The organism is Rhodococcus sp. NPDC077669 (assembly GCF_040686915.1).
GTDB lineage: Bacteria > Actinomycetota > Actinomycetes > Mycobacteriales > Mycobacteriaceae > Rhodococcoides > Rhodococcoides fascians.
In genome coordinates, this window is the sequence record NZ_JBFBMD010000024.1 from 38406 (window position 1) to 64669 (window position 26264).

At 65.1% G+C, this 26264-nt stretch carries 27 protein-coding genes; 9 read left to right on the plus strand and 18 right to left on the minus strand.

What is annotated here, in order from left to right:
- Positions 1-7: 7 nt before the first annotated feature.
- The 4 genes from AB0P23_RS20985 to AB0P23_RS21000 are packed head-to-tail and all read right to left on the minus strand — an operon-like array spanning position 8 to position 4015.
- The gene (locus tag AB0P23_RS20985; protein ID WP_363799185.1) at positions 8-859 is read right to left on the minus strand and encodes a galactosyltransferase-related protein; all 852 of its coding nucleotides are present in this window, start codon (positions 857-859) and stop codon (positions 8-10) included.
- Complete coding sequence (locus AB0P23_RS20990; protein WP_032375620.1) at positions 856-1875, minus strand: glycosyltransferase; 1020 nt, start codon at positions 1873-1875, stop codon at positions 856-858. The genes AB0P23_RS20985 and AB0P23_RS20990 overlap by 4 nt, the downstream gene beginning before the upstream one ends.
- On the minus strand, positions 1872-2984 hold the full coding sequence (locus AB0P23_RS20995; protein WP_032371103.1) for a glycosyltransferase: 1113 nt from the start codon (positions 2982-2984) through the stop codon (positions 1872-1874). Before AB0P23_RS20995 ends, AB0P23_RS20990 begins: the two co-directional genes overlap by 4 nt.
- The gene (locus AB0P23_RS21000; protein WP_230593396.1) at positions 2981-4015 is read right to left on the minus strand and encodes a glycosyltransferase; all 1035 of its coding nucleotides are present in this window, start codon (positions 4013-4015) and stop codon (positions 2981-2983) included. The genes AB0P23_RS20995 and AB0P23_RS21000 overlap by 4 nt, the downstream gene beginning before the upstream one ends.
- Before the next feature lie 202 nt (positions 4016-4217).
- Here AB0P23_RS21000 and AB0P23_RS21005 point away from each other — a divergent pair, with 202 nt between their 5' ends.
- The 4 genes from AB0P23_RS21005 (at position 4218) to AB0P23_RS21020 (ending at position 8620) form a co-directional block, all read left to right on the plus strand.
- On the plus strand, positions 4218-5162 hold the full coding sequence (locus tag AB0P23_RS21005; RefSeq protein WP_032375647.1) for a WcbI family polysaccharide biosynthesis putative acetyltransferase: 945 nt from the start codon (positions 4218-4220) through the stop codon (positions 5160-5162).
- Positions 5159-7477: a glycosyltransferase gene (locus tag AB0P23_RS21010; protein ID WP_363799189.1), complete on the plus strand. Its 2319-nt coding sequence runs from the start codon at positions 5159-5161 to the stop codon at positions 7475-7477. Before AB0P23_RS21005 ends, AB0P23_RS21010 begins: the two co-directional genes overlap by 4 nt.
- A gap of 181 nt (positions 7478-7658) precedes the next feature.
- Complete coding sequence (locus AB0P23_RS21015) at positions 7659-7808, plus strand: hypothetical protein (protein WP_363799192.1); 150 nt, start codon at positions 7659-7661, stop codon at positions 7806-7808.
- A 98-nt stretch (positions 7809-7906) separates the two neighbouring features.
- A complete protein-coding gene (locus AB0P23_RS21020) occupies positions 7907-8620 on the plus strand; it encodes a CDP-alcohol phosphatidyltransferase family protein (protein ID WP_051365079.1) in 714 nt (237 codons plus the stop codon).
- On the opposite strand, the gene AB0P23_RS21025 is transcribed toward AB0P23_RS21020, so the two are convergent.
- Entirely contained in the window at positions 8568-9404 is an 837-nt protein-coding gene (locus AB0P23_RS21025; RefSeq protein WP_052063189.1) for a YihY/virulence factor BrkB family protein, read from the minus strand. The genes AB0P23_RS21020 and AB0P23_RS21025 overlap by 53 nt on opposite strands.
- 39 nt (positions 9405-9443) lie before the next feature.
- Complete coding sequence (locus tag AB0P23_RS21030) at positions 9444-9836, minus strand: OsmC family protein (RefSeq protein ID WP_027496209.1); 393 nt, start codon at positions 9834-9836, stop codon at positions 9444-9446.
- 207 nt (positions 9837-10043) lie between these two features.
- On the opposite strand from AB0P23_RS21030, the gene AB0P23_RS21035 reads away from it, so the two are divergent.
- Positions 10044-10997 (plus strand): hypothetical protein, encoded by a 954-nt coding sequence (locus AB0P23_RS21035; RefSeq protein ID WP_032366265.1) that lies wholly within the window; start codon positions 10044-10046, stop codon positions 10995-10997.
- A gap of 76 nt (positions 10998-11073) precedes the next feature.
- On the opposite strand, the gene AB0P23_RS21040 is transcribed toward AB0P23_RS21035, so the two are convergent.
- The gene (locus AB0P23_RS21040; RefSeq protein WP_032375618.1) at positions 11074-12255 is read right to left on the minus strand and encodes a zinc-dependent alcohol dehydrogenase; all 1182 of its coding nucleotides are present in this window, start codon (positions 12253-12255) and stop codon (positions 11074-11076) included.
- 127 nt (positions 12256-12382) lie between these two features.
- On the opposite strand from AB0P23_RS21040, the gene AB0P23_RS21045 reads away from it, so the two are divergent.
- Positions 12383-13381, plus strand: a complete 999-nt coding sequence (locus AB0P23_RS21045) for an iron-containing redox enzyme family protein (protein WP_048319872.1) — start codon at positions 12383-12385, stop codon at positions 13379-13381.
- On the opposite strand, the gene AB0P23_RS21050 is transcribed toward AB0P23_RS21045, so the two are convergent.
- Positions 13363-13527: a CDGSH iron-sulfur domain-containing protein gene (locus AB0P23_RS21050; protein ID WP_063216898.1), complete on the minus strand. Its 165-nt coding sequence runs from the start codon at positions 13525-13527 to the stop codon at positions 13363-13365. The two genes, AB0P23_RS21045 and AB0P23_RS21050, sit on opposite strands and share 19 nt — an antisense overlap.
- Positions 13528-13588: 61 nt before the next feature.
- Positions 13589-14275 carry a HemK2/MTQ2 family protein methyltransferase gene (locus tag AB0P23_RS21055; protein WP_094718662.1) on the minus strand — a complete coding sequence of 229 codons (687 nt, stop codon included), beginning with the start codon at positions 14273-14275 and terminating at the stop codon, positions 13589-13591.
- A gap of 202 nt (positions 14276-14477) precedes the next feature.
- Between AB0P23_RS21055 and AB0P23_RS21060 the strand changes: the two genes are divergently transcribed.
- The gene (locus AB0P23_RS21060; protein WP_032375617.1) at positions 14478-14945 is read left to right on the plus strand and encodes a hypothetical protein; all 468 of its coding nucleotides are present in this window, start codon (positions 14478-14480) and stop codon (positions 14943-14945) included.
- Between the two features lie 8 nt (positions 14946-14953).
- The gene (locus AB0P23_RS21065) at positions 14954-16135 is read left to right on the plus strand and encodes an FAD/NAD(P)-binding oxidoreductase (protein ID WP_032375643.1); all 1182 of its coding nucleotides are present in this window, start codon (positions 14954-14956) and stop codon (positions 16133-16135) included.
- 25 nt (positions 16136-16160) lie between these two features.
- Here AB0P23_RS21065 and glsA read toward each other — a convergent pair whose 3' ends face one another.
- Positions 16161-17369 carry a glutaminase A gene (glsA, locus tag AB0P23_RS21070; RefSeq protein WP_032375616.1) on the minus strand — a complete coding sequence of 403 codons (1209 nt, stop codon included), beginning with the start codon at positions 17367-17369 and terminating at the stop codon, positions 16161-16163.
- Between the two features lie 106 nt (positions 17370-17475).
- Between glsA and AB0P23_RS21075 the strand changes: the two genes are divergently transcribed.
- Positions 17476-18474, plus strand: coding sequence for a fumarylacetoacetate hydrolase family protein (locus tag AB0P23_RS21075; protein WP_052063188.1), 999 nt, complete (start codon positions 17476-17478; stop codon positions 18472-18474).
- A gap of 3 nt (positions 18475-18477) precedes the next feature.
- Here AB0P23_RS21075 and AB0P23_RS21080 read toward each other — a convergent pair whose 3' ends face one another.
- The 8 genes from AB0P23_RS21080 to AB0P23_RS21115 all read right to left on the minus strand — a co-directional run.
- A complete protein-coding gene (locus AB0P23_RS21080) occupies positions 18478-18621 on the minus strand; it encodes a hypothetical protein (protein ID WP_283542821.1) in 144 nt (47 codons plus the stop codon).
- A gap of 165 nt (positions 18622-18786) precedes the next feature.
- Entirely contained in the window at positions 18787-20982 is a 2196-nt protein-coding gene (gene katG / locus AB0P23_RS21085; RefSeq protein ID WP_197077504.1) for a catalase/peroxidase HPI, read from the minus strand.
- A 75-nt stretch (positions 20983-21057) separates the two neighbouring features.
- On the minus strand, positions 21058-21537 hold the full coding sequence (locus tag AB0P23_RS21090) for a Fur family transcriptional regulator (protein WP_032366272.1): 480 nt from the start codon (positions 21535-21537) through the stop codon (positions 21058-21060).
- 128 nt (positions 21538-21665) lie between these two features.
- Positions 21666-21935, minus strand: coding sequence for a metal-sensitive transcriptional regulator (locus AB0P23_RS21095; protein ID WP_032366273.1), 270 nt, complete (start codon positions 21933-21935; stop codon positions 21666-21668).
- 52 nt (positions 21936-21987) lie between these two features.
- A complete protein-coding gene (locus tag AB0P23_RS21100) occupies positions 21988-22407 on the minus strand; it encodes a DUF302 domain-containing protein (RefSeq protein ID WP_032375614.1) in 420 nt (139 codons plus the stop codon).
- Positions 22408-22450: 43 nt separating this feature from the next.
- Positions 22451-24604: an MMPL family transporter gene (locus AB0P23_RS21105; protein WP_032399686.1), complete on the minus strand. Its 2154-nt coding sequence runs from the start codon at positions 24602-24604 to the stop codon at positions 22451-22453.
- Between the two features lie 165 nt (positions 24605-24769).
- Complete coding sequence (locus AB0P23_RS21110) at positions 24770-25234, minus strand: MarR family transcriptional regulator (protein WP_052063187.1); 465 nt, start codon at positions 25232-25234, stop codon at positions 24770-24772.
- A gap of 14 nt (positions 25235-25248) precedes the next feature.
- Positions 25249-26264: biotin/lipoyl-containing protein (locus tag AB0P23_RS21115; protein WP_363799203.1), on the minus strand; the 1016-nt coding region annotated here is incomplete at its 5' end.

Here is a 26264-nt window from a genome sequence, read left to right on the forward strand (position 1 = left end):
GGCCAGCCTAATTCACACCGTCGTCGGTGTCGTGAACAGCGGCGGTGAGACGGCGAATCTCGGTGCCGCCGTACTCGAGCAGTCCGAGCGACGCGAACGCTTCGAGCCATCCGACCATCGGCCACCGGCCCCACCGACGGAAGAAGATCCGAGCGTTGACGACGATGTCGTCGAGATGTTCCACCGGAGGATCGGACACGGGATGGAACTGGTGGTACGCGTGAGCGCCGCCCACCCACCGCAACCCGATGCCCGACGCGCGGGCCGTGGCCGCGAAATCCGTGTCCTCGCCCCCGTACCCGGTGTAGTCCTCGCAGAAGCCGCCGATCTCGGTCCACGTGTCGGCGTGCACGGCGAAGGACAACGACCAGAACAGGTCGAAATCGTGTCCGGGTTCCACTGCGCCCGCGGGCGGATTCGGTCGAGCCGGATGCGGCGCGGTGAGCGGGATCAGAGCGTCACCTTCGAGCCCGACGCTGTCGGGTTTCAGGTAGGTCACCGGTCCGCACAACAGAGTTCGCCGACTGTCGGGGCGCAGCGCGGCGCGGCGATACCTGTCGAGCATCTCCGGGGCGGGTATGCAATCCACGTCGAGGAACACCACCAGCTCGGCACCCCGATCGAGGGCAGCGGCTGCCCCGAGGTTACGCGCTCGCGCCACCGGCAGCGGTGTCTGTGCCTCCATGTCGAGAACCGTTGCCGCAGAGCCGGATCGGGCGACCACGTCCGCAATGTCGTCATCGCCCATGGCGACCACGATGTGCTCGACGGGCCGGTCGGTGGACTCGGCCAACCCGCGAATCTGCGCGGCGAGGTGATCGTGACGGCCCGAGACCACGGTCACGACAACCACTTTCATCGTCGAGCCGTCCCGGACGCAGCCTGCTCGATCGCGCGAGCCGCCCGATCGGGTGCGCCGTCGGTACCGAGCAGCGACCATGTCCGTCCGCCGATGCCCAGGGCGCAGTCGGCAGCGCGTCGCCACCGATCGACCGAGGGCCACTCGTCGAGCACCGCGGCGATGGATCCGGCCGCCAGTGCGTGCGCGGTGGCAGCCTGCTCGTCGAACGGCCGGGCTTGCGGAACCACGATGGCCGGTGTGCCCGACGCGGCGACGTCGGCCACGGCGTTCTGCCCGGCGTTGGTCACCACGAGGGCCGCTGAGCACAGCACCGGCCACACGTCGTCCACCCAGTCGCCGCCCGCCACTCCGAGTGTGCGGAAGTCGAACCGGTCGTCCGCGGCGGACCACGAGTCCACCAGTTCACGGGTCAACGAGGTGCCACCCGCCGCGCCCAGTACGACAACCGGGCCTTCGGTGGCCGCAGTGTTCGAGCCCTCCGTTCGGGCTCGTCCGGCGAACCGGCTGATCGAGCCCGAGTACGTCGTCTTTGCGGCGTACGGATGCAACCATGCCGGGTCGTACACACTGCGTGACCACGGTGCGAGAATGTGCGTCGCCGCGCGGTAGGCCATCGCGTGGACGGGATCGGCCCGGTGTCCCGGAATCGCCATGACGATCACCCGGACACCCATCAGCCGCAGAAAAATCGCCACTTCCACGGACACATCGACGACCACTGCCCGCGGTCGCTCACGCGCAACCCAGTCGGCAATGATCGCCATCCGTGCGGTCAGTCCGTCGACGTCGTGGGGTGCCCAGTGCACCACTCCCCCCGCCGAGATGTCGTCGGCGGCTGCCTCGCCCACGGTGTCGTTCACATCCAGCGGGAGTGCGATCCATTCCGCTGCAGCATGTTCCGGAGGCCTCGCCCGCGAGGACAGCACCGTGATCGGCTCACCCAGGCGGCGCGCAATCGCGTCGGACCGAGTGACGTGGCCTACCCCGTGGTGGTGTGCGTAGTAGCCGATCATGCAATCGCGAGACCGTGGGCGGACTCCGGTGCCGATGCGGACTCGAGGGTCGATCGGTACAGCTCCTCGTACTCGTCGACCATCCGGTCCACCGAACACACCTGCTCGGCGCGCGCCCGCGCGTCGTGCCTGTTCAACGCTGCCGCGGCGGGAATGGCGGCGGCGAGCCCGGCCACGTCGTCGGCGGGTACCAACACTCCGGACGAGGCGTCGATGATCTCGGGTATCCCTCCGCGGGCGAATGCTGCCACCGGGGTACCGCAGGCCAGGGCTTCGGCGACCACCAGACCGTACGGCTCGGACCACACCGGCGACACCAGCGCGACCTCGGCACCGGCCACCAGCGCGGCGAGGGCCGGCTGATCGAGGTGCCCGACGTATCGGACTCGATCGTCGAGCAGGGGTTCGACGACACCGTGGAAGTATTCGAGGTTGCTGATGGGTCCGGCGATTCGTAGTGACCGGCCGGCGAGCTTCGCGGCGGCGATGGCCAGGTGCAATCCTTTCTCGGGAACCAACCGTCCGGACCACACCACGTAGTCGCCGCCCGCACCGAACGGCCAGTCCTGCAGCGAGATCCCGTTCCGGATGACGATCGTCCCGGACGCGACGTCGGCCCATTGTTCGGCTGCGAACGCACTGACAGCAGCAAAAGTGTTGGCACCGAACGGAGCCAGGGCAACAGCCGACTCCAGCCACGCGAACGGCGGCGTGTGCAGAGTGGTCACCATCGGCACCGGCAGTGTGGCGGACATCGCCAACGGCAGGTAGTGCAGGCTGTGGTTGTGCACGATGTCGAATGAGTTCGACAGCGCACCGGCCAGTTCCATCATCACGGCGAGGTATGCGTGGTGCTCGCGAACCGCAGTGGGGGTGACCGCGAGATCGGCGAGGGCAATCGGTGTCAGATCCAGCGTTCGGACCGGCAGCATCGTGGCATCCAGATCGACGCTCGATCCGTCTGCGGCGAACAGACTGACGTGGTGCCCACGCTCGGTCAGCGCCCGCACCAGATTGTAGACGTGTGCCTCCAGACCGCCCGCGAAAGGCTGCGCCACCGGAAAACTCGATGACGCCAGCACCGCGATGCGAAGTGGCTTCTCGTTCAACGCATCTCCTTTGTCACTGCTGCGTAGATCCCAGCGTGATTCGCTGCGATTCGTTGTCTCTGCTCGGCCCGGGTTGCGGCGTCGAGCGCTGTGGTCCGATCGGCGTGGGCCGCCTGCACGGCTGCCACCAACGTGTCGGGATCGAACGAGTCGGTGTTCATGACGAAACTGTGAATCGGCGCTTGGTCGGCATAGAAGCCGCAATCGGACGCGACGACGGCCGTTCCCAGATCTCGACATGCCTCGAGCCAACCCGAATGTGTTCCGAACCGATACGGCAGCACCGAGACGTCGATCGAGGACAGGTAGTCCCACAGTTCGTCGTCGTCGAATCGGGCGTGCACCCGCACATCGACGTCGGGGAAACTGTTGTAGTCCAGCAACTTCGCGCCGACGGTCGGGTCGTACCAGTGGCCGGCCGTGTCGAACACGTCCTCGTCGATGTCCAACCGCACCGTCGCAGCCGGTAGCAATCGAGCCGCCTCGACGACGGCGTCCATCACCGCAAGCGGGTCGATGTTCGCTCGCAGGTTCTTGGCGTGGACTCCGATGACGAACGAGTCCGAGACCGGGCGTGGGACGTTCATTCTCTCGAGGGGCACCACGTGCGGGTGCTCGATCACCGTCGCACGCACATTCCACCGATCGGCTATCCATGCGGCTGCTCCCTCGGTGAGGGTGATCACGGCATCGGCACCACGAATCAATACGTCCAGCTGCTCCAGATGACCGGTGTTGTCCGCGAAATGGGGATTGTGCGCGTCGTGCACCGTGAGCACCAAGGGCTTGCGGTGGGCCCGCAGATACTCGACCGTGCGGGTCAGTTCTTCCGGCGAGAAGGACTCGAAGCCGAAGTGCACGTGCAGAACGTCGAAGCTCGAATCGGGTTGCTCGGCCAACCACCCGGCGTCGAGGAGACGAGGCGGCCACCACTGGCCCGGCACATCGACGCGAACCGGCGTCGGATCGGGCAACAGCACCACCGAGTTACCGGAGCCGTCGGGCACCGGCTGCACGTGCTGTACGTACACGTGAGAGGAGGGTACGGACGCAATACGAATCATGAATTCCTTCGGGTACAGGTCAGACGAATCGTGCCTGTTCCCGACACGCGCATGGGGTCTGTACCCACTTCGTACCGAGTTCAATCGCGGTTGGCGTCGCAGGTTCGGCGGGGCTACGTTGACCAGAAGAATGGTCGAACACACGCACTCACACGACGTCGGGGCAGACATGGACGGGCGTACTCGCCACTACGGCGATTTCTACGGAATATCGGGGCTCGAGGCCGCGCCACGTACACCCGTCGACGATCGCCCCCTGTTGCTCGTCTGGGGTAACTGCCAGGCCGAGGCGATGCGCATTCTGCTGAGCTCGGATGCGGCGTTGCCGTTTCGGACGGTACGAATCCCGCCGGTACACGAACTCGAATCCGCCGATCTGCCGCACGTCGATCGATTGGTCCGGCAGACCTCGGTACTGCTGACTCAACCTGTGCGGGAGGGCTATCGGCATTTGCCGCTCGGGGTCCCCGATCTGACACGATCACTCCCGCCGCACGCCGTGGTACTTCGTTGGCCCGTGCTGAGATACGCTGCGCTGCATCCTTTTCAGATCATCGTTCGGCATCCGAGCGACCCAGCGGCCGTTCCGGATCTCGTTCCGTACCACGATCTGCGGACGATTGTGGCCTTCGAGCGTGGCGTGCGGTCCGGCGAGAACTGGGACCTCCCGGTATCCGACGCCGGCTTTCGTGATGCCGCGCAGGCGAGCCTGGAGGAACTACGACGACGCGAGAGCCGCGACACCGACATCGCTGCGTCCGACCTGTTCCAGAGTGCAAGAAGCCGTGCCACACATACGATCAACCACCCGACCAACGTGGTGTTGACTGCACTCGCGCAGCGGATCCTGGACCACCTCGACACCGCCTGCACTGTGGGTGATCCAGGGAGAGAACTGCTCGGCGGTGTGCGAGCGCCCGTCGAACGCCGGGTACTGGACGCCCTCGGCCTCCCCGGTGATCCTCGCCCAGACTGGACGGTCGACGGTTCCGACGTGTCCAACGATGTCGTGCACCGCGCTCACCTCGATTGGTATGCGGCACATCCCCAGTTCGTCGACGCCGCACTGGCCCGCCACTCCGAGCTCCTGCGAATCCTGCAGACGACGCCGTGATCGCACCCGTGCATCATCTCGTGGTCGGCCCACCGGACCACGGAGTCGTCCGGTGCGCCCGCGACATGGCTGCCGCCACAGCGAGTCCCGTGGTGACCGCTCCCGACCGACTACCGCGCGACACTCCCGTCCACATTCACTTCACCGACCGGCTGTTCGGACGTACCGCGCACGAGGCAGCCGATGCCATTGTCGCACTGGCACAGCAGCATCGAGCCCGCATCACCGTTACGCTGCACGACGTACCCCAGATCTCGGACGGCTCCGCGTTTGCGGCACGCACCGACTGCTACCGCCGAGTGATCGACTGCGCTGCAACGGTCGTGGTGTCGAGTGTGCACGAGCGACTGCTTGTCGAGGACATACTCGACAGCCGACCCGACATCCGGGTCATTCCCCTACCGATAGACCGCCCGGCACTACGATCCGACGACGTCGTCCCCCGGCGAGTCGTCGGGATTCTCGGGTTCGTCTATCCGGGGAAGGGACACAGCGAAGTACTCGGTGCCATGTCTGCACTGGACACCGACGTCGGGTTCGAGATCGTCGGGGCCGCGTCGGCCGGACACGAGGACGTGCTCGACGAACTACGCGCCACTGCCCGGCATCTGGGCAGGCCGTTTTCGACGACCGGCTTCGTGCCCGACGCCGAACTGGGCGGCCGGTTGCGGTCCATTGCTGTCCCGGTCGCTTTCCACCGGCATGTATCGGCATCCGGTTCGATCAACACCTGGATCGCGGCGGGCCGTCGCCCTCTGGTCCCTCGTGGTCGATACGTCGACGAGATGGCCGTCAATTCGCCCGATGCGCTGTGGATTCACGAGGACACAGTGGAGGGCCTGGCCGAGGCCATGGCAGAAGCGTTACGCCGACCCGAGAAGACATGGCAGGCCACCGACTCGGCACCGTATCCATCGCCGGCGCAGGCGGCCGACCTGTACAGCTCCCTGTTCCGAGAAAGCATGGCTCTACCGTCCATCGCGCTGCCCGATGGCCGCTCGGTGGTTCCGCACAATCGGTGGGATCTGGCACCGACCGCATCCGACACGCCCCGAGTGTCGGTCGTGATTCCCTACTTCCGGCAGCAGCACCAGCTCGACCTGGTTCTGACAGCGTTGACCGCGCAGACCTGGCCCGCGTCCCGCATCCAGGTGATCGTCGCCGACGACGGATCTCCCGAGGAACCGAACGTGGAGGAATTCGGCTCGGCTCTCGACATCACCGTCGTGCGCCAACCGGATCTCGGATTCCGGGCCGCCGCCGCACGCAATCTCGGTGCGTCCGCAGCGCGCGGAGACATCCTCTGCTTCCTCGACGCCGACACCGTGCCCGAACCCGATTACATCGAGGAATCGGTACGCCTGATCGTGGCCCTTCCCGATGCGGTGACGGTGGGTAGGCGTCGACATGCCGATCTCGGCGGGTGGTCGCCCGCGGACGTCGGTACCTGGTTCGACGGCCGATCTGCGGGCCCGACGGAATTCACCGAGCCTCCATGGCTTCGTGACGGTTACGCCGGCTCGCGAGACCTTCTGGACGCGGACCGTCGTTCGTACCGATACGTCATCAGTGCCGTGATGTCCTGCAGCCGAACGTTGTTCGAGGAACTCGGCGGGTTCGACCCGACGTTCGTCGGGTACGGCGGAGAAGACTGGGAATTCGCGCATCGGGCCTACGCCGCAGGTGCCGTCCTGGCCCATCGGCCGCGAGCAGTCGCCTGGCACGACGGGCCCGACTGGGCCGAACGCACGGGCGGAGACCGAGAGCGGAAGAACGCCGAAGCGCTGATGCTGGCCTCCCGCATCACCGACCCTGCGGCGCGTACCCAGGGTCTGACCTACGCGCTGCCGGAGATCGTCGCGGTTGTCGATACCACCGGGCACAGCGCTGCGTCCCTCCTCGAGACCGTCGGCTCGGTCCTGAGGCATCCTGATTGTCGAGTGTGGATTCACGGACCCGGTGCCGAAGAATTACGGCGGCAGTGGGGCGACGCCGACTGCCGCATCCAGGTGGGTCTTCCGGGAGACACCGCACGTTCTCACGCGGTGCTCGAGGTGCGCGGCCTCGTCCTGTTCGGTGCCGACGCACTTCGTCGTCTCGTGGAGACAGGAGCGGATCGGCTGACGGTCGACGTGGGCAACTCGGGCACGGTCGAACTGCGCACGTCTCGGTCGAGCTGTCGCGCTCGACGGTGGTCGTCGACGATGGGAACGGCTTCCGAGGACCTCGCGGAGGCCCTGTTCGGGCACATGCATCGGACAGGCGCGGAGTTCGGGCTCTTCGCGGGCGAGGTTCAACCGAAACTTGCGTGGTGAATGTGGGGTGGTTCCGGTGTCGACTCGACCGAATCGGGTACGGCCAGTGGGAGAATGTAAATCGGCGGCAGACAAAAGCAACGGCGAGATCGGGCGAATGATGAACAGAACGCTGTATTCGATGATGTGGATGATGGCGATTATCTTTTTCGTCGCTTTGCTTTGGGGCACAGTCGGTTACGTGTACGCAGACACCCATCCTCTACAGCGAGCGGCATTCGTCGGAGGCGGAGTGTTGATCGCGGGATGGCTGATTCTGTTCGCGGCCGTCGGGATCAAAATATCGCGGCTCAAAGCCCGCAGGAGACAGAGCAACTCCGAAGAGCAGTAACAGTTCGAGCCGCTCGGGTGTGGGTTTCGAATAGGCGGGTATACATCGACGAATCTTTCGTAGAGTCGGTTTTTCGATTTGCCGAGCAAGGATCGTCGATGGTCAACCAGCGCAGCACACCGAGCCGGCGCACTTCGTCCGAACTTCCGGCGACCCGCCAGGAATATCTGTCGACATGGTCGGGTCTGCACAGCAACATCGATCCATCGTCGTCGGTGCTCGTGTCGACGTGGCTTCGTCTGGTGTACTTCCTGAGCGCCCCGCTCGTGCGCGCGTCCGTCTCTGCCCACGTCGTCACCGTCGCCGCGGTGGTTGCGGCTGCAGGCTCGGTGGCGTTGTCCCGGCCGGGCACCTCGCTGCCCCTCCTGGCGGCGGTGCTCATCGTGTTCTCCGGGCTGCTCGACGGTATCGACGGCGGCGTGGCCATGATCGGCCGTTCCCAATCGCAGTGGGGCTATCTGCTGGACACGGTGTCGGATCGGTGCAGCGATCTGCTGTTCCTGGCGGGCAGCCTCGCGCTGGGTGCTCCGATGCCCATCGTGGTTGCCGTCGGTGTGACGACATTGCTGCACGAGACGGCCCGCGCGCGTGCCGTCGGAGCCGGGATTTCCGACGTCGGCTTTCTGACAGTGTGGGAGCGGCCGTCTCGGGTCGTTGCCGCCGTCGTCACCGCGACCGTTGCGGGCGCGGGCCCCGGTAGCGCTCAGACGTCCGCGACGATCGGAATATCGGTGACGTGTGGTCTGGCTGTTCTCGGGTTCACCCAGCTGATGTTCGGGCTGTACCGACGGGCCGATCGAACTCGGCGGTGATCAGCCAGCCGGCGAGCGCCAGCACGTGAAAGACGAACATCCACAGCATGATTGCCACACCGCCGCCGATGTCGGTGAGACCGCCGAACGGTGCACCGAGGTCGACCGGAATGGCCAGGAACAAGATGAAGCCGTGCACGAACCCGGTGACGATCGACGACGTGACCAAGGAGCCGGCCACGAGTGCCCGCCACCCCACCGCCCGCGGCGCGATGACCCGGTAGGTCCAGGCAAGCGGAACGGCCAGGATCAGCCATAGGCAGTTGAACCCCAGAAATATTCGTAGAGCCAGCGCACCGGCACCCCCGCCGCCCGTGGTCGCCTGCAGGACGCGTGCGACGGTCAGCACCCCGAGGAGCAACACCGGGGCGGCAACGAAAAAGGGCACCATGGCAGCTCTGCCTCGCCACCCGGTGAACGTTTCACGGGTCGGGGCGAAGCGCACGATCGCCCTCCGCAGACCCTCTCCGTAGAACGTTGCGGGAAAGATCGAGATCACGACCCCCAGTGGTCCCAGGTGTATTCCGGCATCGGCCAGGCCGTCGAGCGCCGCGCGGGCACCCAACGCATCGGGCAGTAACGCAGACATGGCGTCGAATCCGCCCTGTACCCACTGCGCCGACACCAACAACACGGTCGCCCGGATCGTCAGAAGCAGCAGAGGGACGACGGCGATCACCGCGTAGAACGTCAGTCCGCCCGCGATCAGCGTGGTGTCCTCACGCGCGAAGCCGGCTTTGATCGCCTGCACTCCGCGAACCGCCCGAACGCGAACGGATGTCATCGCGCGCGTTCGGAGCAGGTCCGCCGATCGATCGAGCGGTTATTCAAGGGTGACGTCCACGGCGTCGATCACTTTGAGGAACGGGCAGATCGACGTGGCCTGCGCGAGTACGGCCTCCGGGTTGTCGGTGCCCGGTAGCGACACCGACAGTGCGAATTTCGCGTCGTAACCGGATGCGTCGGAATCGGTCAGCACGACGGTGCCCTTGACCGCGAGTTCGTCGACACTGCCGCCGACGGTCCCCAGTGCGATTCGCAGTGACTCCACCAAGCAACTCGACAGCGCTGCGGCCATCAACTGCTCGGGGTTGGTGGCCTCGCCCGGGCCACCGAGTTCGGCCGGTTCTCGCACACTCAACGACAGCACTCCGTCGTCGGAGGTCACGCCGGTCGCAGTTGCAGAGACGGTTGCTGTGTACAGCTCGGTAGTCATCGGTGTCGGATGTCCATTCCGCTGCCGATCGAAACCGTCGAATCCCGCCGACACGAGTAGCGGTTCGGACGTGTCGCTGTTCACACCTGCGGTACAGCCGTTTGGCAAAACTTACCGACGGGTAACACCCGAACAGGGCCGAGCATCACGCTGTGACCCACAGGCATCGGCCGGATCCATGTACCCACCCACCGAAAGGGGAGCACCATGAGCACATCGACTTTGATCGCTCAGTTGCGGATTGCACTGCAGCTGACACACACCGAAATTCAGGTCGCGGAAACCCGCGTCGTGCAGGCGCGCACCGAAGCGGTTCGTCGGGAACTGACGCAGAACGCCGCCAACGGACGTGACCGCGCCGCCGCTATCGAGGAAGCACTGCGCAACCTCGGTGGCCTGCCCGAGGTAGTGGCACCGTTCATCGGACGCACCTTCGCAGCGGTGAAGGCAGTCGCCGAGCAGGCGCAGCCGTTCGACGAGGCACTGCTAGGCGATCTCGCCCTCGAGCAGCAACTGTTGGGTCGAGCGAAGTACATCAAGGCTCTGGCAACAGCAGCCGAGGAACCGTCCGTCGTGGCACTGGCCGGCCGCTTGGCCACCGCGCACGCCGCGACGGTCGAATGGCTCGAGACCGTCCTCGCCGAAGACGCCCTGGGTGGACCCGCCGCACTGCGCCGGACGCCTTTCCAGGCAGCTGCCGGCACCGCAGTCAAGATCGTCAACGCACCGGCCAACTGGTCGGCTCGCGGTCTCGACCGTGCATTGGACGCCGCTCGCGCCACCCCGGACCGACTGAGCGCTCTGCTCGGCCGCGGTGCACACGCAGGCGACGTCGCCGTCAGAACGTTGACCGCCAGCCGCGATGCCGCACTCGAAGCCGCCGAAGATGTCACCCGTAGCGAGGGTGTCGATTCTGTCGCCGACGCCATTCACACCGCGCGGTCCGCCGGTGGAACTCTCGGTGCCGACGAACTTCCCGTAGCGGACTACGACGACCTCAACGTCTCGGACGCGGTGGCCGCCATCAAGGAACTGACCACACCCGCCGACGTACGCACTGTCGTGGCGTACGAAGAGGCACACAAGAACCGCCACGGAGTCGTGTCCGCAGGACAGACTCGCCTGGCAGCAATCGCCAAGGACGTCATCTCCGTCGACTGACGACGATCGATCGATCCTTCTGCGAATACCGATGCGGCCCGTGAAGTTCCGGGCCGCATCGCTGTATTCGAAAGGTTCAGGGCTTCAACAGAACCTTGATCGCACCGTCCTGCTTCTTCTGGAAGATGTCGTACGCATGCGGCGCTTCTTCGAGCGGAAGCTCGTGAGTAGCGAACGAATCGACGCCCAACGGATCGTCGTCGCCGAGAAGCGGCATGATGTCGTCGACCCATCGCTTGACGTTCGCCTGGCCCATCCGCAGCTGAATTTGTTTGTCGAACAAGGTCATCAACGGTAGCGGATCGGCCATACCTCCGTACACACCGATGATCGAGATGGTTCCGCCGCGTCGAACGATGTCGATTGCCGAGTACAGCGCACCCAGCCGGTCCACGCCGGCCTTCTGCATCATCGGCGCGGCCACGGCGTCGGGCAGCATTCCGACGATCTGCTGGGCCAGCTTGCCGACCGGTGAGCCGTGCGCCTCCATTCCGACGGCATCGATCACCGCGTCCGTTCCTCGGCCGTCGGTCATGTCTCGAATGACGTCGCCGACGCCCCCGCTGTGTTCGGCCAGATTCACCGTTTCGATTCCCCGTGCCGCAGCTCGCGCCAGGCGCTCGGGTACGAGGTCGACAGCAATGACCCGAGCACCCTTGTGCTGGGCGATGCGGGCGGCCATGTCTCCGATGGGACCGAGTCCGAGCACCGTCACCGACCCGCCTGCAGGTATCGACGCGTACTCCACCGACTGCCACGCGGTAGGCAATACGTCGGAGAGGTAGACGTATCGCGAATCGGGTCCGGCCTCGGAGACCTTGATGTGCGTGAACTGCGCCTGCGGAACACGGAGGTACTCCGCTTGCCCACCGGGCACTTGGCCGTACAGCTTGGAGAAGCCGAACAACGCGGCACCCATGCCCTGCTCACGAACCTGGGTGGTCTCGCACTGGGTGTACAGACTCGAATTGCACATGTAGCAATGTCCACACGAAATCTGGAACGGGATGACCACACGGTCTCCGACGGCGAGATCGCCTGTCTCCGAACCGACTTCCTCCACGATGCCCATGGGCTCGTGACCCAGAATATCGCCCTGGTCCATGAAGGCACCGAGCGTCTCGTACAGGTGTAGGTCCGATCCGCAGATATTGGTGGTCGTGATCTTCACAATCGCGTCCGTCGGCGCTTCGATGCGGGGATCGGGCACCGAATCGACGCTGACGTTCCTCTTGCCCTGCCATGTCACTGCGCGCATGGAGGCTCCTCTCTGTTACTCGACCCCGAAACTCGGAATCGCACGAAGCGGATTACCTGCTTCGTATGCGTGCAAACGCATCGGACCCACACGATTGACCGTGACCGGCAGCGGGTAGGCGTGAACAATGAGTGTTGTGACCCCTTCCATCGCCCCCACCCTCGTGTCGCCTCGGTTGCCGGTGCCGTGTGGTCCACTCTCGGACGCCGTGATCCGGTATCTCTCCACCGGCGGCGGTGCCGCACTGCCCAGCGCGTCGGATGCCGATCCGACGTCGCGTGATATGCAACTGGCGTTGCTCGTCAGCTACGAACTGCACTACCGCGGGTTCGAGGGCGTGGACGACGAACTGGAGTGGGATCCAGCACTGCTGCAGTTCAGAGCAGCACTCGAATCCGCGTTTCTGAACTACGTGCGCTCGAATGTCGAACCCGGCGACGACGTCGTCGCCGAAATGAAGCGACTGTCGGTCGAGGCGTCGTCCGGTACCGGCCCGTCGTGGTTCCTGCGGGACGAAGGATCGTGGGAGCAGATGCGCGAGTACTTCGTACATCGGTCCATCTACCACCTCAAGGAAGCGGATCCCCATGCGTGGGCGATCCCGAGGCTGGTCGGCCAGGTCAAGGCCTCGTATGTCGCCGTCGAATTCGACGAGTACGGCGGTGGCAGGGGTGAGCGTGTCCACCAGCATCTGTGGGCCGAATCCATGACGGCAGCAGACCTCGATGCGTCCTACCTCGGGTACGTGGACCGCGTCCCCGCCCAGACACTCGCGTGGGTCAACCTCATGTCGTTGTTCGGATTGCACCGCAGCCGGCGAGGTGCCACCGTGGGCCATTTCGCCGCCACGGAGATCACGTCCTCGCCGGGTTCACAGCGGTTCGTGCAGGGCCTTCGCAGGTTGTCTGCGCCGGCGGCATGCATCGCGTTCTACGCGGAGCACGTCGAGGCCGACGCCGTCCACGAGCAGGTCCTGCGCCACGACGTGGTGGAGAACCTGATCGGACAGGAACCACACATCGAAGCCGACATCGTATTCGGCATGCGCGCACTGGATTTCGTCGAGAACGAGCTCGCGGACCACGTGATGCAGCGGTGGTCCGCCGGTCAGTCGTCGCTGGACTGACTCGCTCGTCGCTTCGCGCGATGGCTCGTGTCGCACAGCGGGTACGTCTTGCTGCGCTTGCACGTGCACAGCGCGACGACGAAACGATCCGAGGTGACGACGGAGCCGTCGTCGAGTTCGATCTCGACCGGCCCGTCGATCAGCATCGGTCCGCCCCGGACCAGTCTCACCCGAGTGCGCGCAGGTGCAGCGTCACCACCCGTCGACTCATCGCTTGTCGCCACGCAACACCACCAATTCTTCCGTTCTGCGGCCTGATTCGAGCACGCCCTTGGCCTCGAGCCACTCGGCACGAGCCGTCATGACGGGCCCGAAGTCGATTGTGCGGCACGCCGCCTCCGATGCACCGAAACCGTGAGTATTCAGCATCTCCCGTGTTCGCTGCGGACCCGAGAATTCCGAGTGGACCACCAGCAGCACACCGCCGGGTGCCAGCAGTTCCGCGCCTCGCGTGCACAGAGGGTCGAGCACCACTCGCCCGTCCTCACCCGCATCCCAGGCGCGGTGCAAACCCATGCCGGTGGGCGCGGTCTCCGACGGAACGTACGGAGGGTTGCACAGCAGAATGTCGAACGGCTCCAGCTCGGTCGCCTCCGAGAACGACCCCAGCCGCACATCCACATCGACTCCGACCGACCGGGCATTGCGCTGCGCACAGGCAACCGCACGCGGAGAGATGTCGAAGGCCACCACCTCGCGGGCACCGAGCAGTGCTGCGGTGATGGCCACTGCGCCGCTACCGGTACACATGTCGAGTACACGGGCTCCGGGCACGAGCCCAGAATCTGCGGCGACGTCGCACAGCAGAAGTGAATCCTCCTGAGGCTCGTACACTCCGGGATCGGCGTGCACTCGTGCCAGCGAACGGACGGAATCGAATTCGGCTGTCGTCATGGACATTCCTCCCAGCGTGGATTGTCGGATTCGTATTCCCGCGTCCAAGCCCCGCAAACCGGTTGTTCGGAACAGGCTTACCGACACGCACTTCGGGGTAGTGCTAGGACGTGTGTGGTTGAGGAGCAGCCCGCAGTCTCGGCAGTCGACTGCCGCACTCCCCCTGCACGGGTTCAGGAGTTCGGCTCCAGAGGAGTTGTCCATGATCGTCGTTCCGTCCATTCGAACTCCGCTCGCCGGTGTGGTTCCATCGCTCTCCACCGCCGACGACCGTGCCTCGAGTACCCGTTCCTCGCTCCCGGAGGCCGAGATGACGGTGTCGGTCGACGAGAGCGCAGGCGCCGACATCGAGGTGCGCATTGCCGGCACCATCACCGACGTGGACGTTCCGGTGCTGGCAGAGACGTTGGGGGAAGCCGCCGAGCGCGGCCGGGCTCTGATTCTCGATCTGTCTCGCGTCACGTTCGTCGCGGCGGGGGTTCGCTCCGTGCTCGACGCCACCGCTATTCGCCAGGGTCGCTGGCAGCAGAAACTCTCCGTTGTGCTTCCCGACGGCGCAGACCCGAGCGGCGTCTCGGACCGCGTGTTCGTCTACCGCACGCTCGCCGAAGCCCGCACCGAAACCGATGCCCGCACCGACGTCACAGCGCAGGCGGCCGATTCACGGTGAGCCGCACCATGTACGACGTGCTGATCATCGGTGGAGGCAATGCCGGGATCAGCGCGGCCGCACGACTGCTGAAGAAGGGCGTGTCCGACGTCGCCGTGATCGAGCCCAAGCAGGTGCACACGTACAAGCCCCTGTTGTCGTACGTCGGTGCCGGTCAGGCACCGCTGACCGAGGCCGAACGGACCCAACGCTCGGTGACCCCCGAGGGCTGTGTGTGGCTCGAAGATTCGGTCGTGTCGGTGGATCCGACAGAACGCTCGGTTCGCTGCGCGTCGGGAATGGAGTACGGCTACCGCGATCTCGTACTGGGGCAAGGCCTGATCGCCGACGAAGCCGCTCTGCCGGGTGTGCATGCGGCGCTTCGTTTTCCCGATGTCGCCAGCAACTACCTCGACCGGGCCGAGCGCACATGGCGGCTGGTCCGTGACCTGCCTGCACACAGTCGCGCCGTGTTCACCGTGCCGCGTCCGCCCGTCGGGTGTACCGGGACCACTGTCAAGCCGCTGTTCCTCGCGGCCGCCCACTGGAAGCGCACAGGACGACTACCGACCGTCGACATCACGTTGGTCGTAGATCGTGAGAGTCTGCTCGGTGTCCCTGACCTGGACCCCCGGCTCGCCGGCCACCTCCGAGACCTGGGTGTGCGCGTCCTGATGGATACGGCGGTCACGGCGCTCGAGCCCGAGAGCAAGCGCATCACCGTCACCGATCACGCCGGGGTCGACGAGCGTATCGACTACGACATGCTGCACCTGGTCCCGCCGTATCGCGGACCATTGTGGGTACAGGAGTCCGGTCTGGCAGGAGAGCAGCAGCACGGTGTCGTCGACATCGACTCCCGCACGATGCGGCACCGACGCCACCCCGAGGTGTGGGCTGCAGGCGACGGTGCAGCGATCGACACCGACTCGTCGGGTGGCGCTCTACGCAAACAGATTTCGGTTCTCGTCGACAATCTCGTCGCATCCAGGAGCGGCGGAGCGATGTCGAGTTACGACGGGTACACCGTCGCACCCATCGCTGTCGAAGCACACACTCTGATCGCTGCCGAGTTCGACCGCACCGGTGCACTGGCGTCGTCGCTACCCTCGTTTCTCGATCCCCTGAAACCCAGACGGTCCGCGTGGGCGTTCGACCGATACGGCCTACCGCAGTCCTACTGGCACATGATTCTCGCCGGGAGACTGTGACACCGACCGTCTGGTTCGAGGTGTGTCAGCTGTCGCGGGAGGCGTTCATCAGCCCGTCGGGATCCTCGACGACGACGCGGTAGCCGTCGTCTTCCAGTCCGCTCACAGCCTCTCGAAGGAGGCGCTGTGCAGCGCCGTCGACGGCGCGCACTTCGGTGAAATCGACGACTATCTCCTCGCAGTCCGGGACGCCGGCCGCAAGACGGGCGACGACGGATTCCGCACCGGCGAACCTCAGCTCGCCCTGCAGTTCGACGGTCGTGACGCCGTCGGATTCGTTCAGCGTGCGAATGGCGGATTCGCCGCTGGGAGGGACGTGCATCATGTGCAGACCGAGGTCGCGTGACAACCTCTCGAACACCGCAACCCCGCGGACGCTGTTTCCGTGCTCGTTCAACCGGGGCGAGATCACGGCAACACCCACCTGACCGGGGAGCACGCCCATGATGGCTCCCGCGACTCCACTCTTGGCCGGAATGCCCACTGTCGCAATCCAACTGCCGCTGCCGTCGTACATCCCACAGGTTGCCATGACAGCGAGAACGTGACGGTTGACCGCGGGGTCGACGACCTGTCGGCCGGTGGCCGGATCGGTTCCGCCGTTCGCCATCACCGAGGCGATCACGGCCAGATCGTTGCACGTCACCGTCACCGCGCACTGGCGCGCATACCCGTCGACGACGACCGCGGGTTCCGCACCGAGGTGGCCGACCGACTTCAGCAGGTGCGCGATCGCGGTATTTCGATCGTCGGATTCCAGTTCGGCCTCGTACACCGATCGATCGATGTGGAGTTCACGGCCGGCCATGGCTCCGAGCAGCTCGATGAGCCGCCCCGCTCGTTCTTCGCCGTCACTTCCCGCGATCATCGAATGTACCGCCAGCGCACCGGCATTGATCAGAGAGTTGCGAGGTCGACCGGTCCGCGCCTCCAACGAGATCTCGTTGAACGAATCCCCCGACGGTTCGACGTCGACGGCCTCGAGCACCGCTGCGAGCCCGTTGTCCTCGATGGCCAGCGCATAGGCCACCGCTTTGGCGATCGACTGGATGGAGAATTCGGTGTCGGTATCGCCCGCCCCGTAGTGCGACCCACCGACGGTGGCGAGCGCAACCGCGAACGTGTCGGGATCGGCCGCCGCCAATTCCGGGTTGCCGCTCGACATTTCCCCATCGTCGAGGTGTCGGCACTCCGTCAGGACGGACTGAAGATACTCGGGCACCGGTGATCTCATCACCCCACGCTAACCGTCGGGTCTTGACACGCCGACCGTGGCACCGTTTACACTCCGGGTTCCTCAACCGTTGTGGAGCATCGCTCCGCACAGATCGGACGCGCCCGTGCGACTGCGACGCTTGACCCCCACCGATTCCGCCGACCGCCTTGCCGTCCACGTGCCCGACACGACCACGTGGATCGATCTCGAGGCTGCGGTCTCGACTCTGGGTGCCCCCGAGATCCTGCGCCCGCTCACCGGGTCCATGCTTCGGTTCCTCGATGCAGGTGAACCCGCACGTGAAGCCGCAACGACGGTGGCGCGGCGGGCGGCCGACGAGGGCGTCGCGACGATGGACCGACCGGCACCGACCCTTCCGGTCGTTCCGGCGTCACTGCGCTGCTTCCTGGGTTGGGACGAGCACTGGGATCTGGCCGCGCACAACCTCGTTCGGCGAAATCTACCGCGTGCCGTCCCGTTCATCCGTGGATTCGAGATGCTGACGCGTCGAACTTTCCCGGCCTTGCGTCCCGGTCCGGGGTTCGACGACCATCCGATCTACTACACCGGTAACCACCTGACCGTCGTAGCCGACGGGGCCGATGTCGAGTGGCCGTCGTACAGCCGAGTTCTCGATTTCGAGCTCGAATTCGGTGCCGTCGTCACCCGACCGATCCGAGATGCGTCAGAGCGGGAGGCCGAGGCTTCGATAGGCGGTTACGTCGTCTTCGACGACATCAGCGCGCGGGACACACAGTGGGAGGAGCAGCGCCGGACGCCCTTCGGCCCGGTCGTCAAGACCAAGACGTTCGCCAGTTCGATGGGCGCAGACGTCGTCACCCCCGATGAGGTTGCGGCGCATGTAGATTCGCTGGCCGCGGCCGTCCGGGTCAACGGCGAGCTCTGGTCGACCACCAGCACTGCCGGGATGCGCTATTCCATGGGTGAATCTCTGGCGTTTGCGAGTCGCGGCGAGAGCATTTACCCCGGCGAGCTCCTGACGTCGGGCACCCTGCCTCGCGGTTGTGGGCTCGAACTCGACCGGTGGATCGCTCCGGGCGACCGAGTCGAACTCGATATCGAACGGATCGGCTCCGTCACCAACACCATCGGTGCTCGCTGAGTCCTATCGGATTCCGCGCTCGGTGTCCGACTTGTCGGTCGACGCGTCCTGGAACATCTCGAGGAACGACCCGAAACCGGATGCACTCCGACGTGTTTCGTCTCTGTTGTTGTCCGCAGAGCCTGCGGATACGTCCTGTTGTGTCATGCAACCAGCATGACAATCGGACATTGCGACAAATCCAGGCGCAAAGTCACGAATCGGCATCGAAAGATAACAGCCCGGTAACGACGAACTCGAAGCTGTGGATGGATCCAGCTCGTATTCCATCCACAACTTCGAGTTCGGGTGGCGCATCAGCGCCGGTGAGTACTAGGCGAGCTCGAAGCGATCGAGCATCATGACCTTGTCCCAGGCTGCGACGAAGTCCCGGACGAACTTCTCCTTGGCGTCATCGCAAGCGTAAACCTCTGCGAGAGCGCGCAATTCGGAGTTCGAGCCGAAGACCAGATCGTTACGTGTTCCGGTCCACTTCTTCTCGCCGGTAGCGGCGTCCTTGGCCTCGTAGATGCCGTCCTCCGCGGTGGGAACCCATTCGGTGCCCATGTCGAGGAGGTTGACGAAGAAGTCGTTGGTGAGCGTGCCGACCTTGTCGGTGAGGACGCCGTGCGTCGACCCCTTGTAGTTCGCGCCGAGTACACGCAGACCGCCGACCAGCACGGTCATTTCCGGTGCACTGAGCGAGAGCAAGTTGGCCCGATCGACCAGGTTGAACTCGGCGGGCAGCTTCTGGCCCTTGCCCAGGAAGTTGCGGAAGCCGTCCACCTTGGGCTCGAGATCGGAGAACGAGTCGACGTCCGTCTTCTCCTGCGTCGCATCCATGCGGCCCGGGGTGAACGGGACCGTGATGTCGACGCCTGCGTTCTTGGCGGCCTGCTCGACGGCTGCGACACCGCCGAGGACGACGAGGTCCGCGAACGACACCGTTCCGGAGAACGACTGCTGAATGCCTTCGAGAACGCGGATGACCTGTGCGATCTCGTCGGGCTCGTTGACCTCCCAGCCGGCCTGCGGCTGCAGGCGCAGACGGCCACCGTTGGCACCGCCGCGCTTGTCGCTGACGCGGAACGACGATGCCGCCGCCCACGCAGCCGAGATCAGCTGATCCTGGCTCAGTTCGGAACCGAGGATGGCCTGCTTGAGCTCGGCGATCTGGGCGTCACCGATCAGCTCGTGATCGACGGCCGGAATCGGGTCCTGCCAAAGCAGGGGCTCCGCCGGAACCTCGGGGCCGAGGTAACGCGAGACCGGTCCCATGTCGCGGTGGGTGAGCTTGAACCACGCCTTCTGGAACTCTTCTGCGAGCTCCTCGGGATGATCGAGCCAACGACGGGTGATCTGCTCGTAGATCGGATCGACGCGCATCGCGATGTCTGAGGTCAGCATCGACGGGTGGCGACGCTTGGACGGATCCGCCGGGTCGGGAACGAGATCCGCGCCTTCTCCGTTCTTCGGACGCCACTGGTGTGCGCCGCCCGGGCTCTTGTAGAGCTCCCACTCGAAGCCGTAGAGGGTCTCGAGGAACGAGTTGTCCCACTGGGTCGGCGTCGGGGTCCAGATGACCTCGAGTCCGCTGGTGATCGCGTCGGCGCCCGAGCCGGTGCCGAAGCTGTTCTTCCAGCCCAGGCCCATCTGCTCGATGGGCGCGCCCTCGGGCTCCGGTCCGATGTGGGCATCGGGGTCGGCTGCGCCGTGGGTCTTGCCGAAGGTGTGTCCACCGACCGCGAGTGCCGCAGTCTCGATGTCGTTCATGGCCATGCGGCCGAAGGTCTCGCGGATGTCCAGTGCGGACTGCACGGGATCCGGGTTACCGTTGGGGCCTTCGGGATTGACGTAGATCAAGCCCATCTGCACTGCGGCCAGCGGGTTCTCGAGGCTCGTGCGGTCACCGTGGTAGCGCTCGTCGCCCAACCAGGTCTGCTCGGGGCCCCAGTAGACGTCCTCGTCCGGCTCCCAGGCGTCGACGCGTCCGCCGGCGTAGCCGTAGGTCGGCAGGCCCATGGACTCGATGGCGACGTTGCCGGTGAGCACGATGAGGTCGGCCCAGGACAGTTTGCGGCCGTACTTCTGCTTGACCGGCCAGATGAGACGGCGGGCCTTGTCCAGGCTCGCGTTGTCGGGCCAGCTGTTGAGGGGAGCGAATCGCTGCATGCCGGCTCCGGCACCGCCGCGACCGTCCTGCTTGCGGTAGGTTCCGGCCGCGTGCCACGCCATGCGGATGAAGAACGGACCGTAGTGCCCGAAGTCCGCAGGCCACCACGGCTGCGAGTTCGTCATCACGGCTTCGATGTCACGCTTGACCTCGGCGAGATCGAGAGAATTGAACTCGGCGGCGTAGTCGTAATCCGCACCCATCGGATCGCCCACGGCCGGGTTCTTCTTGAGGATCTTGAGATTGAGCGCCTTGGGCCACCACTCGCGGTTGCCGCCGCCTTCGACAGGCGTGGGCATCGCGTCGTGCATGACCGGACACTTGCCACCGCTCTCCTGCGGCTGATCCTCGTTCATCTCTTTTTCGCGTGTTACGTGATCTTCAGACACGTGCTTCCTTCCAAGGTGTGACGATCGGGCTGTGATCGGTGGTCACGAACTCTGCTGTGTTCGAGACCGGGGAGGGAACTGAACGGGAACTGCCGGCTGCTCGCGAGCAGCCGAACACTGTGCGCAGAAGCCCCAGTAGATGACCTCTGCCTCGTCGATCGTGAAACCGACGGAGTCCGATGCGGTGAGACACGGCGTCTCGCCCACCGCGCAATCCACGTCTGCGATCACGCCGCAGTTGCGGCACACAGCGTGGTGATGGTTGTCCCCGACCCGAGATTCGTATCGTGCGGGAGATCCCGCGGGCTCGATGCGACGCACCAGGCGCGCAGCGGTCAGGGCATTGAGAACGTCGTACACCGTCTGGCGTGATACCTCGGGGAGCACCGATCGGACGAGTCCGAGAATCGTGTCGGTGTCCGCATGCGGATTGGTTTCGACGACCTCGAGCACGGTGACCCGCGGACGGGTCACGCGCAAATCGGCGGTGCGTAATTGCTCCGCATAGGGTGAGATCGGCATCACAGCGTCAGTATCCTCCGGTTTTCTGGACCAAGTCAAGTATGCAGTCGAATCCGCTGCTTGTCGACTGCAACTCGGTATCGACGGCAACCCGACACATGCCGTTCGTCCGGAGTTCGGCCGGCGGCTCAGGCCAGAGCCAGAAACAACTTTTCGAGCTCGGCCTCGGTCATCGGTTCCCTACCGTCAGCAGCATCCCCCGTCATGCACTCCCGTAGGCCGGTTGCCACGATCTTGAAACCGGCACGGTCGAGTGCCCGCGACACGGCAGCGAGCTGGGTGACGACGTCCTTGCAATCACGACCGTTCTCGATCATCCCGATGACACCCGCAAGTTGGCCGTGCGCACGCTTGAGCCGGTTGAGTACCAGTGCAATGCTGTCTTCGTCGCCGATCATGTCGATTCCTTCGATGGTGGTAGCAGTGAACCCCAGGGTACCCCCGGGGGCATCATTGCGGCGCGGTACCGGTACCGCCGAGGGCCGCGATTGCCGCCTGCAGTTTCGCCGTGGCCTCGGCGGCGACCGCACCCAACCGCGGCTCACCGGTGACCTCGACCATGATGGCCGGGTTCATGGCCTCGACGACGACGGACCGCGCCGCCGCCGGGTTCTCACGTACGACCACATTGCACGGCAACAGCAGACCGATCTGCTTCATCACCCCCACTGCGCGGTGAGCCAGTCCCGGGTTGCACGCGCCCAGGATCACGTAACGCTCCATGTCCTCGTCGAGCTTGGCCTTCAACGTGGCCTGCATGTCGATTTCGGTGAGAACTCCGAATCCCTGCTCCGACAACGCCTTTCTCGTGCTCTCGATCGCGCCGGCGAAATCGGTGTCGGTCAGTGTGGTGGACAGTGCGATGTTCATGATGTCTCCTCGAAAAATTGTTGTGTCAGTGTGAGCTGTTGTGTCAGTGAGAAAAACGGATGGAGGGCAGGACGGCACGTAACCATGCCGGCGACCACCACGCGCCGTGTCCGGTCAGCCGTAGCAGGACCGGAAGCAGGACGAGTCGAACCAGGAACGCGTCGAGCAGTACCGCAACACCCAGGATGATGCCCATCTCTTTCGGGGGCAACGGATCCGACAGTGCGAATGTGAAGAACACTGCCACCATCACCGCTGCTGCGGCAAAGATGACTCGTCCCGAGTGGGCCAACCCGTCCACCTGGGCAACCTTGGAATCACCGGAGCGCTCGTAATGCTCCTTGGCGGTAGCCAGGAGGAACACCGTGTAGTCCATGGCGATGGCGAAGATCATCGCGAAGAAGAACACCGGACCCCAACCGTCGAGAAATCCCTGCGGCGTGAAGCCCAGCAACGAGGATCCGTGTCCGTCCTGGAAGATCAGCTTGGCGACGCCGAACGCCGCCGCGGTGGACAGCAGGCTCACCGCGGTACCGAGCAACGCGATGAGCGGAGCCTGAAGCGCCACCAGCAGCAGCACGAATCCGAGAACCAGGATGATCCCGACGACTATCGGCAGGTAGTCGTTCAAAGCCTGCTGCAGGTCCAGGTTCTCTGCCGGTGCTCCGCCGACGAGTGCCGAATCGGGCAATGTCGATCGCAGCTCGGCGAGAATGGAGCCCATCGCTTCGTCGGACGGATCCACCGACGGAATTGCCTGCAGCAGTGCATATCCCGAATCGTCAGCAGCACTCTGCGGCGGCGTCACCATCGAGATCCCGTCGACCCGCGCAGCGACGGTTGCGGTCTCGGCAGCATCCACTCCGGGAACCACGATCTGCAGCGAACCCGGTGCGCCCGGTCCGAACCGGTCCTGAACGAGCTCGTAGCCCTGCCGCACGGGGGCATCCTCGGGCACCACTGCTATCGACGGCATTGCCACCTTCAGCCCGAGCACCGGGAGGGCGAGCGCAATCAGAATCCCCACCGACACGACCGCGAACGGCCACGGGTGCTTGTGCAGCAACTCCCCCCATGCCGCGAACCTTGGGGATCGATGCACTTGACGCTTGGCGTACGGCAACGAAGCGGCGTTGACCTTGGGTCCGAGCGCACCCAATGCCGCAGGCAGCAGAGTCATCGTTGCCAGCAACACGAAGGCGACAGCCAGCATGATCCCGACGGCCATCGTGCGCACCGCCGGCGCGGGGACCAGCAGCACTGCGGACAGACTCACCAGCACCGTCAGCCCGGACAACACGACGGCCTTACCTGCGGTGTCCATGGTGGCGGCGACGGCAGCCCGAGGGTCGGTGTTCCGCAGCGCGTCGCGGAATCGAGCGACGATGAACAGGGCGTAGTCGATTCCCAGCGCGAGGGCGAACATCATTGCAAAGTTCATGGCCCACACCGAGATCGGCGTGACACCGTTGAGCAGAACGAGACCACCAGCGGAGGCAACGAGCCCCGCGACGGTGAGCAGCAGCGGCAAACCGGCCGCGACGAGGGAACCGAAGGCAAGCACCATGATCGCCAACGTGACCGGCCACGAGAACAGTTCGGCTTGGATCATGGCGTCGTGGTTCGCCTTGTTGAAGTCCGACCACAGGGCCGACGAACCGGTGGGATACACCTCGATTCCGTCGGTCGAGAGCGCAGTCAACCGCTCCTTCACATCGTCGACGGCCTTCACCATCTCGTCGGTCGTGCCGTTCGCCCCGGCGATGACGATGCCGGTGCGGCCGTCCGGGCTGATCGTCATATTCGGTTGCGGCGCAACGACGTCTCCGAATCGGGAGTCACCGGAGAACACCTCGGTCACGTCGTCGATCACTGCCCGAACAGCGGGGTCCGTGATGGATGCTGCGTCGGAGTGAACGACCACCTGCACCGCTGCGGACGAATTGCCACCGAAATGCTGCTGGGCCAGTTCTCGAACCTGTACGGATTCAGATCCGTTCGCCTGCCACCCGGCTCCCGCCAGAGAGGTGAAGACCGAGGGCGCGAACGAACCGAGGCCGATCAGCGCGATGAGCCATACGCCGAACACCCAACGACGGTGGGTCACCATCGACGCACCCGCACGGCCGAGTAGTCCTGGCCCTCTCGCGGGCAGGTCGTCAGGTGGGCGAAGAATTTCGGCATCGCGCAGCGACATGGTTCTCCTATACGGGTGGGGGTATCGATCGAGGCGGACGGAACCCCGAGCGATCGAACGTGCCCACCATTGCACATACCCAAGGGGGTATGCAAGTACCCCTGGGGGTATCACCCCCAGAGGTACGTGCATCACCGTCGGCGGATCACAACCAGGACGTGTCGGTCAGCGCCGCCTGTTCCACTGCTTCTCGATGCCGCGCAGCACTTCGAGTGTTTGCTCGGAATCTGCATCGACCGCCATCCGCGACCGAGCCCGTTCGAGCGCACGTTCGGCACGTGTCACCGCCCGATACCCCGAGTCGGTGGCGTCGACCAAGTACTGCTGTCGATTTCGCGGATTGACACTGCGCACCAACAGGCCCGCGTCGACGAGACTGGCAGTTGTCGCAGTGATGCTGGTTCGGTGTCGCACCAATTCACGTGAGAGCGCGCTGTACGACAACGGCCCTCTCCGACAAATCAATTCGAGTACCTCGTACCGTGCCCAGCTCAGTCCCTGGGCATCGAGCGCCTCCGCCAACCGCACCCGGGCGGCCGAGGCCATCCGCAATACCGTGGACACGATCTCGAACTCGGTGGAATGCGCCGGAGAGGTGTCGCCGTCGAACGATTCAGCGAGGGCAGTCATCGAAAGGTACTCCCCTACTTGATTTCTGCGAGGACGGTGCCTTGGGTGATGGCGTCGCCTGCGGTGACGCTCAGGCCGGTGATGGTGCCTGCTTTGTGGGCGGTGACGGGGTTTTCCATTTTCATCGCTTCCAGGACAGCGACGAGGTCCCCGGCGGCGACTTCCTGGCCTTCGTCGACGGCGACTTTGACCACGGTGCCCTGCATGGGTGCGGTGACCGAGTCACCGGAGGCGGCGCCGGCTCCGGCACCGCCACGGGTGCGGGCCTTGGGCTTGCGCCGCACCGCACCGGCATTCCCGCCGCTGCCACCGCCGAGGGTGAGCTCGCCCGGCAGGGAGACCTCGACGCGTCGGCCCCCGACCTCGACGATGACGGACTGCCGCGGCAGGGCCTCGTCGTCGTCGATCGGTTGCCCGGCGGTGAACGGGGGAACCTGGTTGTCCCATTCGGTTTCGATCCACCGGGTGTGCACCGAGAAGGAGTCGCCGTCGCCGATGAACGCCGGATCGGAGACCACCGCAGCGTGGAACGGGATCACCGTCGCCAACCCGTCGACGGTGAATTCGGCCAACGCCCGGCGGGAGCGGGCGAGGGCTTCCTCGCGGGTGGCTCCGGTGACGATGAGCTTGGCGAGCATCGAATCGAACTGGCCGCCGATCACACTGCCGGATTCGACACCGGAATCGACGCGCACTCCCGGGCCGGAGGGGGCGGTGAAGGTGGTGACCGGTCCGGGGGCGGGCAGGAACCCACGCCCGGCGTCTTCGCCGTTGATCCGGAACTCGAACGAATGCCCCCGCGGTTCGGGATCTTCGGTGATCGTCAGTTCTTCGCCGTTGGCGATGCGGAACTGCTGCAGCACCAGGTCGATGCCGGAGGTTTCCTCGGTGACGGGGTGCTCGACCTGCAGGCGGGTGTTCACTTCCAGGAACGAGACGAGGCCGTCTTGGCCGACGAGGTATTCGACGGTCCCGGCGCCGTAGTAGCCGGCTTCGAGGCAGATGGCTTTGGCGCTGGAGTGGATTTCTT

What these genes read in the sequence shown, in the direction of transcription:
- AB0P23_RS20985 (WP_363799185.1), bottom strand. Translation starts at nt 859, where the DNA reads ATGAAAGTGGTTGTCGTGACCGTGGTCTCGGGCCGTCACGATCACCTC.
- AB0P23_RS20990 (WP_032375620.1), bottom strand. Translation starts at nt 1,875, where the DNA reads ATGATCGGCTACTACGCACACCACCACGGGGTAGGCCACGTCACTCGG.
- AB0P23_RS21005 (WP_032375647.1), top strand. Translation starts at nt 4,218, where the DNA reads ATGGACGGGCGTACTCGCCACTACGGCGATTTCTACGGAATATCGGGG.
- AB0P23_RS21020 (WP_051365079.1), top strand. Translation starts at nt 7,907, where the DNA reads ATGGTCAACCAGCGCAGCACACCGAGCCGGCGCACTTCGTCCGAACTT.
- AB0P23_RS21025 (WP_052063189.1), bottom strand. Translation starts at nt 9,404, where the DNA reads ATGACATCCGTTCGCGTTCGGGCGGTTCGCGGAGTGCAGGCGATCAAA.
- AB0P23_RS21030 (WP_027496209.1), bottom strand. Translation starts at nt 9,836, where the DNA reads ATGACTACCGAGCTGTACACAGCAACCGTCTCTGCAACTGCGACCGGC.
- AB0P23_RS21035 (WP_032366265.1), top strand. Translation starts at nt 10,044, where the DNA reads ATGAGCACATCGACTTTGATCGCTCAGTTGCGGATTGCACTGCAGCTG.
- AB0P23_RS21040 (WP_032375618.1), bottom strand. Translation starts at nt 12,255, where the DNA reads ATGCGCGCAGTGACATGGCAGGGCAAGAGGAACGTCAGCGTCGATTCG.
- AB0P23_RS21045 (WP_048319872.1), top strand. Translation starts at nt 12,383, where the DNA reads ATGAGTGTTGTGACCCCTTCCATCGCCCCCACCCTCGTGTCGCCTCGG.
- AB0P23_RS21050 (WP_063216898.1), bottom strand. Translation starts at nt 13,527, where the DNA reads ATGCTGATCGACGGGCCGGTCGAGATCGAACTCGACGACGGCTCCGTC.
- AB0P23_RS21055 (WP_094718662.1), bottom strand. Translation starts at nt 14,275, where the DNA reads ATGACGACAGCCGAATTCGATTCCGTCCGTTCGCTGGCACGAGTGCAC.
- AB0P23_RS21060 (WP_032375617.1), top strand. Translation starts at nt 14,478, where the DNA reads ATGATCGTCGTTCCGTCCATTCGAACTCCGCTCGCCGGTGTGGTTCCA.
- AB0P23_RS21065 (WP_032375643.1), top strand. Translation starts at nt 14,954, where the DNA reads ATGTACGACGTGCTGATCATCGGTGGAGGCAATGCCGGGATCAGCGCG.
- glsA (WP_032375616.1), bottom strand. Translation starts at nt 17,369, where the DNA reads ATGAGATCACCGGTGCCCGAGTATCTTCAGTCCGTCCTGACGGAGTGC.
- AB0P23_RS21080 (WP_283542821.1), bottom strand. Translation starts at nt 18,621, where the DNA reads ATGACACAACAGGACGTATCCGCAGGCTCTGCGGACAACAACAGAGAC.
- katG (WP_197077504.1), bottom strand. Translation starts at nt 20,982, where the DNA reads ATGAACGAGGATCAGCCGCAGGAGAGCGGTGGCAAGTGTCCGGTCATG.
- AB0P23_RS21090 (WP_032366272.1), bottom strand. Translation starts at nt 21,537, where the DNA reads ATGCCGATCTCACCCTATGCGGAGCAATTACGCACCGCCGATTTGCGC.
- AB0P23_RS21095 (WP_032366273.1), bottom strand. Translation starts at nt 21,935, where the DNA reads ATGATCGGCGACGAAGACAGCATTGCACTGGTACTCAACCGGCTCAAG.
- AB0P23_RS21100 (WP_032375614.1), bottom strand. Translation starts at nt 22,407, where the DNA reads ATGAACATCGCACTGTCCACCACACTGACCGACACCGATTTCGCCGGC.
- AB0P23_RS21105 (WP_032399686.1), bottom strand. Translation starts at nt 24,604, where the DNA reads ATGTCGCTGCGCGATGCCGAAATTCTTCGCCCACCTGACGACCTGCCC.
- AB0P23_RS21110 (WP_052063187.1), bottom strand. Translation starts at nt 25,234, where the DNA reads ATGACTGCCCTCGCTGAATCGTTCGACGGCGACACCTCTCCGGCGCAT.